At 75.0% G+C, this 12,723-nt stretch carries 12 protein-coding genes; 7 read left to right on the top strand and 5 right to left on the bottom strand.

Going from position 1 to position 12,723, the window contains the following annotated elements; genetic code table 11:
- The first annotated feature begins 360 nt into the window (after window positions 1-360).
- Window positions 361-1,008 carry a TetR family transcriptional regulator gene (locus CP968_RS19095; protein WP_150519164.1) on the top strand — a complete coding sequence of 216 codons (648 nt, stop codon included), beginning with the start codon at window positions 361-363 and terminating at the stop codon, window positions 1,006-1,008.
- 105 nt (window positions 1,009-1,113) lie between these two features.
- On the opposite strand, the gene CP968_RS19090 is transcribed toward CP968_RS19095, so the two are convergent.
- On the bottom strand, window positions 1,114-1,599 hold the full coding sequence (locus CP968_RS19090) for a nitroreductase family deazaflavin-dependent oxidoreductase (RefSeq protein WP_150519163.1): 486 nt from the start codon (window positions 1,597-1,599) through the stop codon (window positions 1,114-1,116).
- On the bottom strand, window positions 1,599-2,798 hold the full coding sequence (locus CP968_RS19085) for an acyl-CoA dehydrogenase family protein (protein WP_150519162.1): 1,200 nt from the start codon (window positions 2,796-2,798) through the stop codon (window positions 1,599-1,601). Before CP968_RS19085 ends, CP968_RS19090 begins: the two co-directional genes overlap by 1 nt.
- A 141-nt stretch (window positions 2,799-2,939) precedes the next feature.
- Between CP968_RS19085 and CP968_RS19080 the strand changes: the two genes are divergently transcribed.
- Both CP968_RS19080 and CP968_RS19075 read left to right on the top strand, forming a co-directional pair.
- On the top strand, window positions 2,940-4,196 hold the full coding sequence (locus CP968_RS19080; protein WP_150519161.1) for a thiolase C-terminal domain-containing protein: 1,257 nt from the start codon (window positions 2,940-2,942) through the stop codon (window positions 4,194-4,196).
- Between the two features lie 126 nt (window positions 4,197-4,322).
- Window positions 4,323-4,997, top strand: a complete 675-nt coding sequence (locus CP968_RS19075; RefSeq protein WP_150519160.1) for a pyridoxine/pyridoxamine 5'-phosphate oxidase — start codon at window positions 4,323-4,325, stop codon at window positions 4,995-4,997.
- A 199-nt stretch (window positions 4,998-5,196) separates the two neighbouring features.
- On the opposite strand, the gene CP968_RS19070 is transcribed toward CP968_RS19075, so the two are convergent.
- Together CP968_RS19070 and CP968_RS19065 are read right to left on the bottom strand one after the other, a co-directional pair.
- Window positions 5,197-5,634 carry a Zn-ribbon domain-containing OB-fold protein gene (locus tag CP968_RS19070; RefSeq protein WP_189828821.1) on the bottom strand — a complete coding sequence of 146 codons (438 nt, stop codon included), beginning with the start codon at window positions 5,632-5,634 and terminating at the stop codon, window positions 5,197-5,199.
- Entirely contained in the window at window positions 5,631-6,083 is a 453-nt protein-coding gene (locus CP968_RS19065) for a DoxX family protein (protein ID WP_150519159.1), read from the bottom strand. Before CP968_RS19065 ends, CP968_RS19070 begins: the two co-directional genes overlap by 4 nt.
- A 227-nt stretch (window positions 6,084-6,310) precedes the next feature.
- Here CP968_RS19065 and CP968_RS19060 point away from each other — a divergent pair, with 227 nt between their 5' ends.
- The 3 genes from CP968_RS19060 (at window position 6,311) to CP968_RS19050 (ending at window position 10,923) form a co-directional block, all read left to right on the top strand.
- Window positions 6,311-7,489, top strand: a complete 1,179-nt coding sequence (locus tag CP968_RS19060) for a flavin-containing monooxygenase (RefSeq protein WP_150519158.1) — start codon at window positions 6,311-6,313, stop codon at window positions 7,487-7,489.
- A 155-nt stretch (window positions 7,490-7,644) separates the two neighbouring features.
- Window positions 7,645-9,879 carry an acetate--CoA ligase family protein gene (locus tag CP968_RS19055; RefSeq protein ID WP_150519157.1) on the top strand — a complete coding sequence of 745 codons (2,235 nt, stop codon included), beginning with the start codon at window positions 7,645-7,647 and terminating at the stop codon, window positions 9,877-9,879.
- Window positions 9,880-10,191: 312 nt separating this feature from the next.
- The gene (locus CP968_RS19050; RefSeq protein ID WP_306419877.1) at window positions 10,192-10,923 is read left to right on the top strand and encodes an enoyl-CoA hydratase/isomerase family protein; all 732 of its coding nucleotides are present in this window, start codon (window positions 10,192-10,194) and stop codon (window positions 10,921-10,923) included.
- A 37-nt stretch (window positions 10,924-10,960) separates the two neighbouring features.
- Here the strand turns inward: CP968_RS19050 and CP968_RS19045 are convergent, their stop codons facing one another.
- Window positions 10,961-11,746, bottom strand: a complete 786-nt coding sequence (locus tag CP968_RS19045; RefSeq protein WP_150519155.1) for a VOC family protein — start codon at window positions 11,744-11,746, stop codon at window positions 10,961-10,963.
- A 247-nt stretch (window positions 11,747-11,993) separates the two neighbouring features.
- Here CP968_RS19045 and CP968_RS19040 point away from each other — a divergent pair, with 247 nt between their 5' ends.
- Window positions 11,994-12,596, top strand: coding sequence for a flavin reductase family protein (locus tag CP968_RS19040; protein ID WP_150521991.1), 603 nt, complete (start codon window positions 11,994-11,996; stop codon window positions 12,594-12,596).
- Window positions 12,597-12,723: the final 127 nt, after the last annotated feature.

Here is a 12,723-nt window from a genome sequence, read left to right as displayed (position 1 = left end):
CCGAAAACTTGTCCACAGCCTGTTGACAAGACTATTCGGGGGACGGCCGGTCCGGACGGCCGGTCCGGACGGGCGATCCGGGGGACCGCACGCGGCGCCCGTGCGCCCGACCGGTGCCCCGGGCGCACCCCGGCGCGTCCGGGGCGCGGTGGCGGAGGCCCGACGGCCGCGCGCCGACGGCCCGGTGGACGCCCGATGGGCGGCCGATGACCGGCCGATGGTCGCCCCACTCGGCGTCATAACGGCCGAAAATCGACCCTCCATCCTCTCAGGGCCCGCTCACACCCAGCCCAGAGGCCCGATGACCCCATTTGCAGGCGGCCGAATAGCGCGCCCATCACCCCTCGGTAAGCTGACGGCATGACAGGACAAGTACGCACCGTCGACGGGCGTGTCGCCGGCCGGCGCGGCCAGGCGACGCGGCAGAAGTTGCTCGACTGCCTCAGCGAGATGCTCAGCTCCTCGCCGTACCGCGACGTCAAGGTGATCGACGTCGCCCGCAAGGCCGGTACCTCCCCCGCGACCTTCTACCAGTACTTCCCGGACGTCGAAGGCGCCGTCCTGGAGATCGCCGAGCACATGGCCACCGAGGGAGCGGAGTTGACCTCGCTCGTCGAGGGCCGGACCTGGGTCGGCAAGGCGGGCTGGGCCGCGGCCGAGGAACTCGTCGAGGGCTTCCTGGACTTCTGGCGGCGCAACGACGCGATCCTTCGGGTCGTCGACCTCGGCGCGGCCGAGGGCGACAAGCGCTTCTACAAGATCCGCATGAAGATCCTCAACTCCGTCACCAACTCCCTGACGGAGTCGATGAAGGAGCTCCAGGCCAAGGGCAAGGTCGACAAGGACGTCAGCCCCGCCGCCGTGGCCGGGTCCCTGGTCGCGATGCTGGCCGCGGTCGCCTCGCACCAGAAGGGCTTCCAGACCTGGGGCGTCAAGCAGGCCGAGCTCAAGCCGAACCTGGCGCTGCTCGTCCACCTCGGCATCACGGGCAAGAAGCCGACGAAGTAGCGGCGGACCCGTTCCCGGGTCCGCCGTACCGAGCGGCCCCGGCCGCCCGCCGCCCCATCCCCCCTCCGGCCCGCTCGTCCCCGCCCTCCCGGCCCACGCCTGCGATCAGCGCCGCTCCAGGCGGAACAGCCGTATCTCGCGCTCGATGCGCGCCTGGTACGCCGCGTACGGCGGCCAGAAGGCCAGTGCCGCACGCCACGCCTCCGCGCGCTCCTCGCCCTCCAGCAGCCGGGCGCGCACGGCGATGTCCCGACCCTTCCAACTCACGTCCGCGTCCGGGTGCCTGAGCAGGTTCCCGGTCCATGCCGGGTGCCCGGGCCGGCCGAAGTTGGATCCGATCAGCAGCCAGCTCGTCCCGCCGTCCTCCGGCATGCAGGCGAGCGGCGTGGTGCGCGGCTCGCCGGTCCTGGCGCCCTTGGCGGTGAGGATCACGCCCGGCAGCATCTGCGCGCTGAGGATGACCTTGCCGCGGGTCAGCCGGTGCACCGCCTTGTCCACGGCGGGTATGACGTGCGGGGCGACCTTGGCGAACAGCAGGGTCGAGGAGACCTTCTGCATCAGCCGGACGCCGACGCCGGATGTCGCTGCCATCAGACGGCCACCTTCTCGGAACGGGTCGGGGACGGAGGGGCGAAGAGCCCGGCCCGCTGCGCGGCGTGCGCCCGCAGCCGGTGGACCGGGCCGAACAGCAGCTCGTCGGCGGCCGCGCGCTTGAAGTAGAGGTGGGCGTCGTGCTCCCAGGTGAAGCCGATGCCGCCGTGCAACTGGATCGCCTCCCCCGCGGTGACCCGCAGCGCCTCCAGCGCCTGGGCGAGGGCGAGGGCGCCCTGCGCCGGGTCCCAAGCGGCGTAGTAGGCCGCCGAACGGGCCGCCTGCACCTGTACGTAGAGGTCGGCGAGGCGGTGCTTGACCGCCTGGAACGAGCCGATGGACCGGCCGAACTGCTCGCGCTCGCGCACGTACTCCACGGTGCGGGCGAGCGCCTGGTCCGCCGCCCCCACCGCCTCGGCCGCGAGCACGGCCGCCGCGGTGCGCCCGGCGCCGGCCAGCGCCCCGAGCACGTCGGCGTCCTCGGTGCCGAGCAGCCGCGCCGGCACGTCCCGCAGCTCGACGCGGGCCTGCGGGCGGGTCTCGTCGAGCACGGACTGCCGGGTGCGGGCGAGGCCGGGGGCGTCCTCGCGCACGAGGAACAGCAGCGTGCGGCTGCGCGCGAACCCGCCGGTGTGCGCGGCCACCAGCAGCAGGGCGGCGCTGTGGCCGTCGAGCACCTGCGCGGCCTCCCCGTACAGCCGCCAGCCCGCGCCGTCCGCGTCGGCCCGGGCCTGCACCCCGCCGGCCCGGCCGCCGCCCGCCCACTCCCCGCCCGTGTTGTCGCCGGCCAGGGCGAGGGCGGTGGCCAGGGCCGGGCCGGGGACGGCGAGGGCGGCGGTGAGCCCGCCGGCCGCCAGCGGCGGCAGCAGCTCGGAGCGCTGGGCGGCGGTGCCGAGGGCGGTGACCAGCGGCACGGCGAGCACGGCGGTGGCCAGCAGCGGCGAGGGCAGCAGCACCCGCCCCGCCTCCTCGCAGGCCAGGGCCAGGTCTCCGGGGGCGCAGCCGACGCCGCCGTACTCCTCGGCGACGGCCAGACCCGGCAGGCCGAGCTCGCGGGCGAGCTGCTGCCACAGCCCCGGATCGTGTCCGGCTGCGGTCCGTACGGCGGCCTTGACCTCGGCCGGACCGCAGCGTTTGGCCAGGACCTCGCGCAGGGTGCGGCGCATCTCGTCCTGCTCCGCGGTGAAGGCGGCATCCATCGTCGTGCTCCTCCCCGTATCTGACGGCGCGTCATGTTAGGACGGAGGGCGGTAGATGCACAGGGGGCGGGCGGATCGGTTCGGGTTCGGGACGGCGACGCGGTCTGGCTTCTGACGCATCGTCAGATGTACCGTCGCCCCATGCCTGGACCCACGCCCGGACCCCTCCGAGGGCCCGCACCCGCCTCCGCCCCCGCCCCGACCGGACCGGCCGGCACCCCCCGGACCCCCGGCGCCTCCCGCCGCCGGGTCGCGGTCGTCGGTGTCGCGCTCTCGGACTGCGGCCGGGTGGACGGCCCCACCCCGTACGCGCTGCACGCCCAGGCCGCCCGCCGCGCCCTGGCCGACTCCGGGCTGGACCGCTCGGTCATCGACGGCTTCGCCTCGGCGGGCCTCGGCATCCTGGCGCCGGTGGAGGTCGCCGAGTACCTGGGCCTGCGCCCCACCTGGGTCGATTCCACCTCCGTGGGCGGCTCCACCTGGGAGGTGATGGCGGCCCACGCCGCGGACGCCATCGCCGCCGGTCACGCCAACGCCGTGCTGCTGGTCTACGGTTCGACCGCCCGCGCCGACATCAAGGCCCGCCGCCGCACCGCCAACCTCTCCTTCGGGGCGCGCGGCCCGCTGCAGTTCGAGGTCCCGTACGGACACACCCTGATCGCGAAGTACGCGATGGCCGCCCGCCGCCACATGCACGCGTACGGCACGACGCTGGAGCAGCTCGCCTCGGTGGCCGTCCAGGCACGGGCGAACGCGGCCACGAACCCGGACGCGATGTTCCGCGACCCGCTGACCGTCGACGACGTGCTCGCCTCCGAGATGATCGCCGACCCCTTCACCAAGCTGAACTGCTGCATCCGCTCGGACGGCGGCTGCGCGGTGCTGCTGGCCGCGGAGGACTACGTGCCCGACACCGCGAAGGCCCCCGTGTGGGTCCTGGGCGCGGGCGCCTCCGTCTCCCACACCACCATGTCCGAGTGGGAGGACTTCACCGTCTCCCCGGCCGCGGTCTCGGGCCGGCTCGCCTTCGAACGGGCCGGCCTCACCCCGGCGGACGTGGACCTCGCCGAGATCTACGACGCCTTCACCTACATGACCCTGGTGACCCTGGAGGACCTCGGCTTCTGCGCCAAGGGGGAGGGCGGCGCCTTCGTCGAGAAGGGCCGCCTGCTGCGCGGGGGCGAGCTCCCCGTCAACACGGACGGCGGCGGACTCTCGGCCTGCCACCCGGGCATGCGCGGGCTGTTCCTGCTGGTGGAGGCGGTCCGCCAGCTCCGCGGCGAGGCGGGCGCCGGCCAGGTGCTGAAGGCCGGGGGCCGCCTGCCGGAGGTGGCCCTGGCCTCGGGAACGGGCGGCTGGTTCTGCTCCTCGGGCACCCTCCTGCTGGGCCGCTCCTGACCCCCCGACCCCGCCCCGCCGGCCGCCGCACCCCGCACCGGAACCTCGGCCAGGACCCGGGCACGGCCCGGTCGGGACGGCCGGGGAAGCCCGGGCGGACGGCCGGGACGGCCTAGGCTGGCCGGCATGACGAGCGAGATCGGCGACGACGAGTTCCGCGCCACCCTGCACTCCCTGCGCGTGTGGGACACCGCGCTGCCGGTCTTCGACGCCGAGGCCGCACCGGACGCGCCGCTGGCGCTGTTCCGGGAGTGGCTGACGCAGGCCGCCGCGGCCGGGCAGCCCGAACCGCACACCATGAGCCTGGCCACCGTGGACGGCGAGGGCCGGCCCGACGTCCGCACGCTGATGCTGCACGACGCGGACGCCCGCGGCTGGCACTTCGCCTCGCACTCCACCAGCGCCAAGGGCGTGCAGCTCGCGGCCCGCCCCGAGGCCGCGCTCGGCTTCTACTGGCCGGCGGTGGGCCGGCAGGTGCGCGTACGCGGCCGGGTCGCCGCCTGCGGTGCCGAGGAGAGCCGGGCGGACCTGGCGGCCCGCTCGCGCGGTGCGCTCGCCGCGGCGCTGACCGGCCGGCAGAGCGAGGTGCTGGGCTCCAGCGCGGAACTGGCGGAGGCGTCGGCGGCGGCCTGGGAACGGGCCGCCGCCGAACCCGACGCCCCCACGCCCACCTGGACCCGGTACGTCCTGGACGCCACCGAGGCCGAGTTCTTCCAGGGCGACCCGGCCCGCCGCCACACCCGCCTGCGCTACCGCCGCACCCCGTCCGGCACCTGGACCCGTACCCTCCTCTGGCCGTAGGGCCGTACGGACCGTAGGGCCGCGGGCGCGGACGGCCGTGAGGGCCGCGAGCCCGTAGGGCCGTACGGGCCGTGAGCCCGCGGGCGGCCGGGCCCGTCGCCTCGGCGCACGGCCGCGACCCGCTACCGGCGACCCGCGACCGCCCCACCCCCGCCGGCGCGCCGGCGCGCCGGCCCCCGGGCATGCGGCCCACCCGAGGTCAGTCCTCCCGGGGAGGGCCGGCGGCCACCGGACGGAAGACCGGGACCGTCATGCCGGGGGCCGTCTCGCGGAAGGCCACCGTCAGCGGCATGCCGATCGCGAGGTCCGCCGCCGCGCAGTCGACGACCTGCGTCATCATCCGCGGCCCCTCCGCCAGGTCCACCACGGCCGCCGTGTACGGGACGCGGTCGCCGAAGGGCGGCAGGTCGTTGCGGTGGATCACCGACCAGGTGTAGAGCACGGCCCGCCCGCTCGCCGCCTCCCACGCCACCCGGTCCTCCCCCGCCCAGCAGAACGGGCAGAACTCGCGCGGGTAGTGGTGCGCCCGCCCGCACTCCGCGCACCGGCGCAGCAGCAGCCTGCCTTCGGCGGCGGCGTCCCAGTAGGGGCGCGTGAAGTCGTCGGTCTCCGGGAGGTCGTACCGGGCGCCGGTCACAGGAAGAGCCCCAGGGCCGCGTCGAGTGACCAGGTCTGCCAGCCGACGGCGAAGAGCGTCACGAGCGAGATCAGGGCCATCATGGCGTTCTGGCCCTGCTCGGCCCAGTCGTGGATCATCAGCACCAGGTAGAGCAGGTTCAGCAGCAGTCCGCCGACCAGTGCGACCGGGGTCAGGAATCCGAGCACCAGGCCGAGGCCGAGGGCGAGTTCGGCGTGGACGACGACGTGGGCGATCAGCTTCGGCCGGGGCCGGACCACCGTGTCGAAGCCGCCCTTGACGAACGCCCAGCGGTGCTTGCCCGCGATGTCGGCGGCCCAGGCGATGCCCGTACCGCGTTCGAACCAGCCCTTCTTGTCCTTGTGCCGCCAGCTCTCCAGCCACCACAGGCCGAGGCCTATCCGGAGCACGGCGAGCCATTCGGCCCCACTGAGCCAGACGGTCTGCATCGGCGGCCCTCCACCCCTCCACACCACATGAATCTGACGGTACGTCAGTTCAACGGATGACCGCCCCTCCCCGCAAGCCCCCCAACGCACTCCGCCGCGCACCCGCACCCGAAACGCCCGCCCCCGCACCCGCGCCCGTCCCCAACACCCCGCCCGTGATCGATCCGCAATCGATTCCCTCCTCGTCCGAGACCCATCAACCCAGCGTGGCGATACGCTCACTCCTCATGCCCGGAGCCCCCGCAGCACCAGACCTGACCACCCAGCCGCGCCCCGTCTACGTCATCGGCGCCGGTCCCGGCGGCCTCGCGGCCGCCGCCGCACTGCGCTCGCGCGGGGTCCGGGCCGTCGTCGTGGAGAAGTCCGACGCGCCCGGCGCCTCCTGGCGCGGACACTACGACCGGCTGCACCTGCACACCACGCGCCGCCTGTCCGCCCTGCCCGGCCTGGCCATGCCGCGCCGCTTCGGACGCTGGGTCTCCCGCGACGACGTCGTGCGCTACCTGGAGAAGTACGCCGAGCACCACGAGCTGGAACTCGTCACCGGCGTGGAGGTGATCCGCGTCGAGCGGGCCCCCGACGGGCACGGCTGGACCCTGCACGCCAGTGGCGGCCGGGTGCTGGCCGCCGCGGCCGTCGTCGTCGCCACCGGCTTCAACCACACCCCCGCCCTGCCCGCGTGGCCCGGCCGGGACGGCTACACCGGGGAGTTGCTGCACGCCGCCGGCTACCGCAACCCCGCCCCGTACGCGGGCCGGGACGTCCTGGTCGTCGGCGTCGGCAACACCGGCGCCGAGATAGCCGTCGACCTCGCCGAGGGCGGGGCCGCGCGGGTCAGGCTCGCCGTGCGCACCGCCCCGCACATCGTCCGCCGCTCCACCGCCGGCTGGCCGGCCCAGCGCACCGGCATCCTCGTCCGCCGGCTGCCCGTACGGCTCGTGGACCGGCTGGGGGCGCTCGTCGCGCGCGCCTCCGTCCCGGACCTGTCGGCGCACGGCCTCCCGCGGCCCGCGACCGGCCTGTACAGCAGGGTCCGGCAGGGGGCGATCCCGGTGCAGGACGTCGGCCTGATCGACGCGGTCCGCCGGGGCGCCGTGGAGCCGGTCGCCGCGGTGGACTCCTTCGACGGCGCGGAGGTGGTGCTGGCGGACGGCGCGCGGATCGCACCGGACGCGGTGATCGCGGCCACCGGCTACCGGCGCGCCCTGGAGGGCCTGGTCGGCCACCTCGGGGTGCTCGACGCGCGCGGCCGGCCCCGTACGCACGGCGCCCGCACCGCCGCCGGGGCGCCCGGACTGCACTTCACCGGCTTCTCCAACCCCATCAGCGGGATGTTCCGGGAGATGGCCCTGGACGCCGAACGGATCGCGAAGGCGGTGGCGCGACAGGTGCGCCGGACGGCCTGAACGGCACTCTGGACCCGCCCGGGCACCGTCTGGCACCGTTCCACACACCACCTCCACCACCTTTCCTGCGCAGCCCTGTTCCTGACGGCACGTCAGTTCAGTAATCTGACTACGCGTCAGTTATTGAGGTTCATCGAGCAGGAGCGGGCGGAACGATGCTTGGATCTACTCACGGCACCCTCACCACCGACTTCCGCGCACGTGTCGAGGCCTGCGGGGAGACCCCCAGGACGGCCGTCCACTCGACGGCGGCACCGTCCGCCGAGGACGCGCCCGCCCTGGACGTCAGCGGGCGGCCCCTGCACGCCGATGTGCCCGACCTGGACCGGTTCTTCCGGCCCGAGTCCGTGGCCGTCATCGGCGCCTCGGACACCGAGGGCCGGCCGAACACCGGCATCACCCGCCAGCTCGTCGCCTGGGCCGAGCGGGTGGGCGCCCGCATCCATCCGGTCCACCCGACCCGGACCGCCGTCTTCGGCCGGCCCTGCCACGCCTCCGTGGCCGACCTGCCCGAACAGGTGGACCTCGCCGTCCTCCTCGTCGCCGACCCGCTCCCCGTCATCGAGGAACTGGCCGAGACCAAGGTCAAGTTCGCGGTCGCCTTCGCCTCCGGATTCGCCGAGACCGGCGACGAGGGCGCCCTCGCCCAGGCCCGGCTCACGGCCGCCGTGGAACGCTCCGGCCTGCGCCTCCTGGGCCCCAACACCAACCTCAACGCCTTCCAGGAGTTCCGCGAGGACCTCGACGGCCCGGCCATCGCCCTCATCACCCAGTCCGGCCACCAGGGCCGGCCCGTCTACACCCTCCAGGAGCTCGGCATCCGCCTCTCCCACTGGGCGCCGACCGGCAACGAAGCCGACCTGGAGACCTCCGACTTCATCTCGTACTTCGCCGAACGGCCGGAGGTGGGGGCCATCGCCTGCTACGTCGAGGGCCTCAAGGACGGCCGCTCCTTCCTCCTCGCCGCCGACCGGGCCGCGCGCAACGGCGTCCCCGTCGTCGCCGTCAAGGTCGGCCGCACCGAGACCGGCGCCCGGACGGCCGCCTCCCACACCGGGAAGCTGACCGGAGCCGACACCGTCGTCGACGCCGCCATGCGGCAGTTCGGCGTCATCCGCGTCGACGGACTCGACGAACTCCAGGACACCGCAGCCCTGCTGGCCCGGGCCCGCAAGCCGGTGGCCGACGGGGTCGTCGTCTACTCCATATCCGGCGGCACCGGCGCCCACTTCTCCGACCTCGCCACCGAAGCCGGCCTCACCCTGCCCACCCTCTCCGAGGCCCGGCAGCGCGAGCTCCACCAGTGGATCCCCGACTACCTCGACGTCGCCAACCCCGTCGACAACGGCGGTCACCCCGTCGGCGACTGGCGCGGCCGCAAGATCATCGACTCGATCCTCGCCGACCCCTCCGTCGGCGTCCTGATCTGTCCGATCACCGGCCCCTTCCCCCCGATGAGCGACCGGCTCGCCCAGGACCTCGTGGACGCCGCCGAAGCCACCGACAAGCTGGTCTGCGTGATCTGGGGCTCCCCCGTCGGCACCGAGGAGGCCTACCGCACCACCCTCCTCGGCTCCTCCCGCGTCGCCACCTTCCGCACCTTCGGCAACTGCATCACCGCCGTACGCGCCTACCTCGGCCACCACCGCTTCACCGCCTCCTACCGCTCCCCCTTCGACGAGGCCCCCCGCACCCCCTCCCCGTCCTTCCGCAAGGCCCAGGCCCTGATGCGCCCCGGCCAGCAGCTCAGCGAACACGCCGCCAAACAGCTCCTGCGGGCCTACGGCATACGGGTCCCGCGCGAGCAACTGGTGACCAGCGCGGCGGCGGCCGTGCGGGCGGCCGGGCTCGTCGGCTACCCGGTCGTCATGAAGGCCTCGGGCCCCCAGCTCGCCCACAAGACGGAGCTCGGCCTGGTCAAGGTCGGCCTGACCTCGGCGAGCCAGATCCGCGACGCGTACCGCGAACTGACCGACATCGCCCGCTACGAGAACGTGCCGCTGGACGGCATCCTGGTCTGCCAGATGATCGAACGCGGCGTGGAGATGGTCGTCGGTGTCACCCAGGACGACCTCTTCGGCCCCACCGTCACCGTCGGCCTCGGCGGTGTCCTCGTCGAGGTCCTGCACGACGCCGCGGTCCGCGTCCCGCCGTTCGGCGAGGACCAGGCCCGCAGGATGCTGACGGAACTGCGCGGGCACGCCCTGCTGGAGGGGGTGCGGGGGGCACCTCCGGCGGACGTGGACGCCCTGGTGGAGGTGATCCTGCGGATCCAGCGGATGGCCCTGGAACTGGGCGACGAACTCTCCGAGCTGGACATCAACCCCCTGATGGTCCTCCCCCGGGGGCAGGGCGCGGTGGCCCTGGACGCCCTGGCCCTCTGCCGCTGACCTCCCGGCGGGGCTGGACGGCGCGCCCCGGCCCGGCCGAGCCCCGCCGGGCACCGGCCCCGCCCGGACCCGCGCCTCACACGCCGACGGGGCCGGACCGGCCGGCCCCCGCCAAGGGCCCACGACCCGAGCCTCACGCCCGCGAAGCCGAAACGGCCGGCCCGCGCCACGCGCCCCGGACCGACGCAGTCGACACCGCAAGGAGCCCCCGTGCCCCCCGCAGCTCCCGCCCCCGCCCCCACCCCCGAGGACGAAGTCCTCCACCGCACCGACGGCGGCGTCTCCTGGATCACCCTCAACCGGCCCGAGGCCATGAACGCCGTCACCCGGGACCAGCGCGAACGCGTCATCGCGCTGCTCGGCGCGGCCTCCGCCGACCCCGACGTCCGGGCCGTCGTGATCACCGCCACCGGCAAGGGCTTCTGCGCCGGAGCCGACCTGCGCGGCGCGCCCCCCGGCGCCTCCGCCCCCACCGAACGCGTCGCCGGCGACGTGGCCCGCATGATCCGGCTCGGCGCGCAGCGCCTGATCACCGCGGTCCTGGACTGCGAGAAGCCCGTCATCGCCGCCGTCAACGGCACGGCCGCCGGCATCGGCGCCCACCTCGCCCTCGCCTGCGACCTCGTCGTCGCCGCCGAAGGCGCCCGTTTCATCGAGGTGTTCGTCCGCCGCGGCCTGGTCCCGGACGGCGCCGGCGCCTACCTGCTGCCCCGTCTCGTCGGCCCCCAGAAGGCCAAGGAGCTGATGTTCTTCGGCGATGCCGTCCCGGCCGCCGAGGCCGAGCGGCTCGGCCTGGTGAACAAGGTGGTGCCCGGCGACGCCCTGGAGGAGACGGCACGCGCCTGGGCGCAGCGGCTGGCCCAGGGCCCGACCCGGGCCCTGGCCCTGACCAAGCAGCTGGTCAACGCCTCCCTCGACGGCGACCGGGCCGCCGCCCTGGCCGCCGAAGCCGCCGCCCAGGAGATCAACATGACCACGGCGGACGCCGCCGAGGGCGTGGCCGGCTTCGTGGAGCGCCGCACCCCCACCTACCGGGGCCGCTGAACCGGACCCCCGGACGGCAGCGTCCGAACGGCAGCTCCTACGCCTGCCGCGGATCCGGCTTCAGCAGGGCGAACACCGCTCCCGCCGGGTCCGCGGCCCACGCGATCCGGCCGACGTCCGGCACGTCCGCGCCCGGCATCAGCACCGACCCGCCGGCCCCGGTGATCCGCTCCGTCGTCGCGTCCACGTCCGCCGCGTGGAAGTACGGCACCCAGCGCGCCTCCTCTCCCGCTCCCTCGCCCAGCGGTGCGACCCCGCCGAACGAGCCGTCCTGCTGGTCCCCGTCGGCGATGCTCAGGACCCGGTACGTCATCCCGGGCGTCGGCATCTCGGCGGACCGCCACCCGAACAGGCCGGCGTAGAACCCGATGGCCGCGGCCGGGTCCGGGACGTGCAGTTCCACCCAGAGCAGGGTGTTCTCGGCGGTGGTCAGCCCCAGTCCGGCCGTCTTCCCGGGCTGCCAGCACGCGAACTCGGCGCCCTGCGGGTCGGTGAACTGCGCGAGGCGGCCCTCGTCCATGACGTCCCCGGGCTCCGTGCGCACCCGGCCGCCGCCCTCCCGCACCGCGCGGGCGGTGGCCTCGGCGTCCGGGGTCATGAAGTGGGTCATCCAGGCGGACGAGGCGCCCTCCTCGGTCAGCGGTCCGATCGCGGCGACGGTCCTGCCCCCGACCTGGAAGAAGCCGTACCCGCCGGCCTGCGGTCCGGCCGGGACGAACTCCCAGCCGAGCACGGCCCCGTAGAAGGTCGCGGCCGCCGCGGTGTCGGGGCTGCCGAGGTCGAGCCAGTTGGGCGATCCGGTACGGAAGTCGGTGCCGAGCATGGGGGTCCTCCCGAAAGTACGGCGTACGCGGTCGCAGCCACGATGACCGGCCCCCGCGACACCACGGGCGTACGGGCCGCCCCGGGCGGCCGGATTCACCCGTACGGCGGCGCGCCGCACGCGGCGGTACGACGCGCCGCCGGGGCGCGGACGGCGCACGCACGGCCGCGCCCGGGCCCGCACCGCGGCACCCCTTCCCATCTGACGTACCGTCAGGTTCAATCGGAGTGTGATGGGACACGTAGGGATGGCGGCCACCGTCGTCCGGTACCTCAGGTCGGTCGGCTCCCCTCTCCCGGGCCCGGAGCCCGTCGAGGCCCTGCCCCCGCCCGAGTTGCGGGCGGTCGGGGCGGACGAGCGCGCGCCGGTGGGCCCCGGCGAGTTCCGGGCGGTCCTGGGGAACTTCGCCAGCGGGGTCACGGTGATCACGGCGCCGCCGGGCGCGGACGAGGACGGCCCGGCCGGCTTCGCCTGCCAGTCCTTCGCCTCGCTCTCCCTCGACCCGCCGCTGGTCACCTTCATGGTGGCCCGTACGTCGACCACCTGGCCGCGGATCGCCCGCGCGGGGGTGTTCTGCGTCAACATCCTCGGCGCCGAACAGGGCGGGCTGTGCCGCTCCTTCGCCGTCAGCGGCGCCGACAAGTTCGCGGGGGTGGCCCACTCCCCCGCCCCCGTCACCGGATCGCCGCAGCTCGACGCCGTGCCCGCCTGGATCGACTGCCGGATCCACGCCGTCCACACCGGCGGGGACCACCTCATCGTCGTCGGCCGCGTGCTGGCCCTGGGCGCCGACGGCGAGGGCGACCCCCTGCTCTTCCACCGGGGCCGCTTCGGCCGCTTCGGCGACTGACCCCGCCGACCCGGCAGCCGGGACCGCTCGGCCTTGAGCCGGACGAACCGCCGGCCGACGCGCTCCGGGCGGGCCGGCCGGCGCACCGGGCCCGGCCGGCCCGCCCGGAGCGGCCCCGCGGGCGGGG

The organism is Streptomyces subrutilus, from assembly GCF_008704535.1.
Lineage (GTDB): Bacteria > Actinomycetota > Actinomycetes > Streptomycetales > Streptomycetaceae > Streptomyces > Streptomyces subrutilus.
This window is presented reverse-complemented; position numbering and strand designations above follow the sequence as displayed.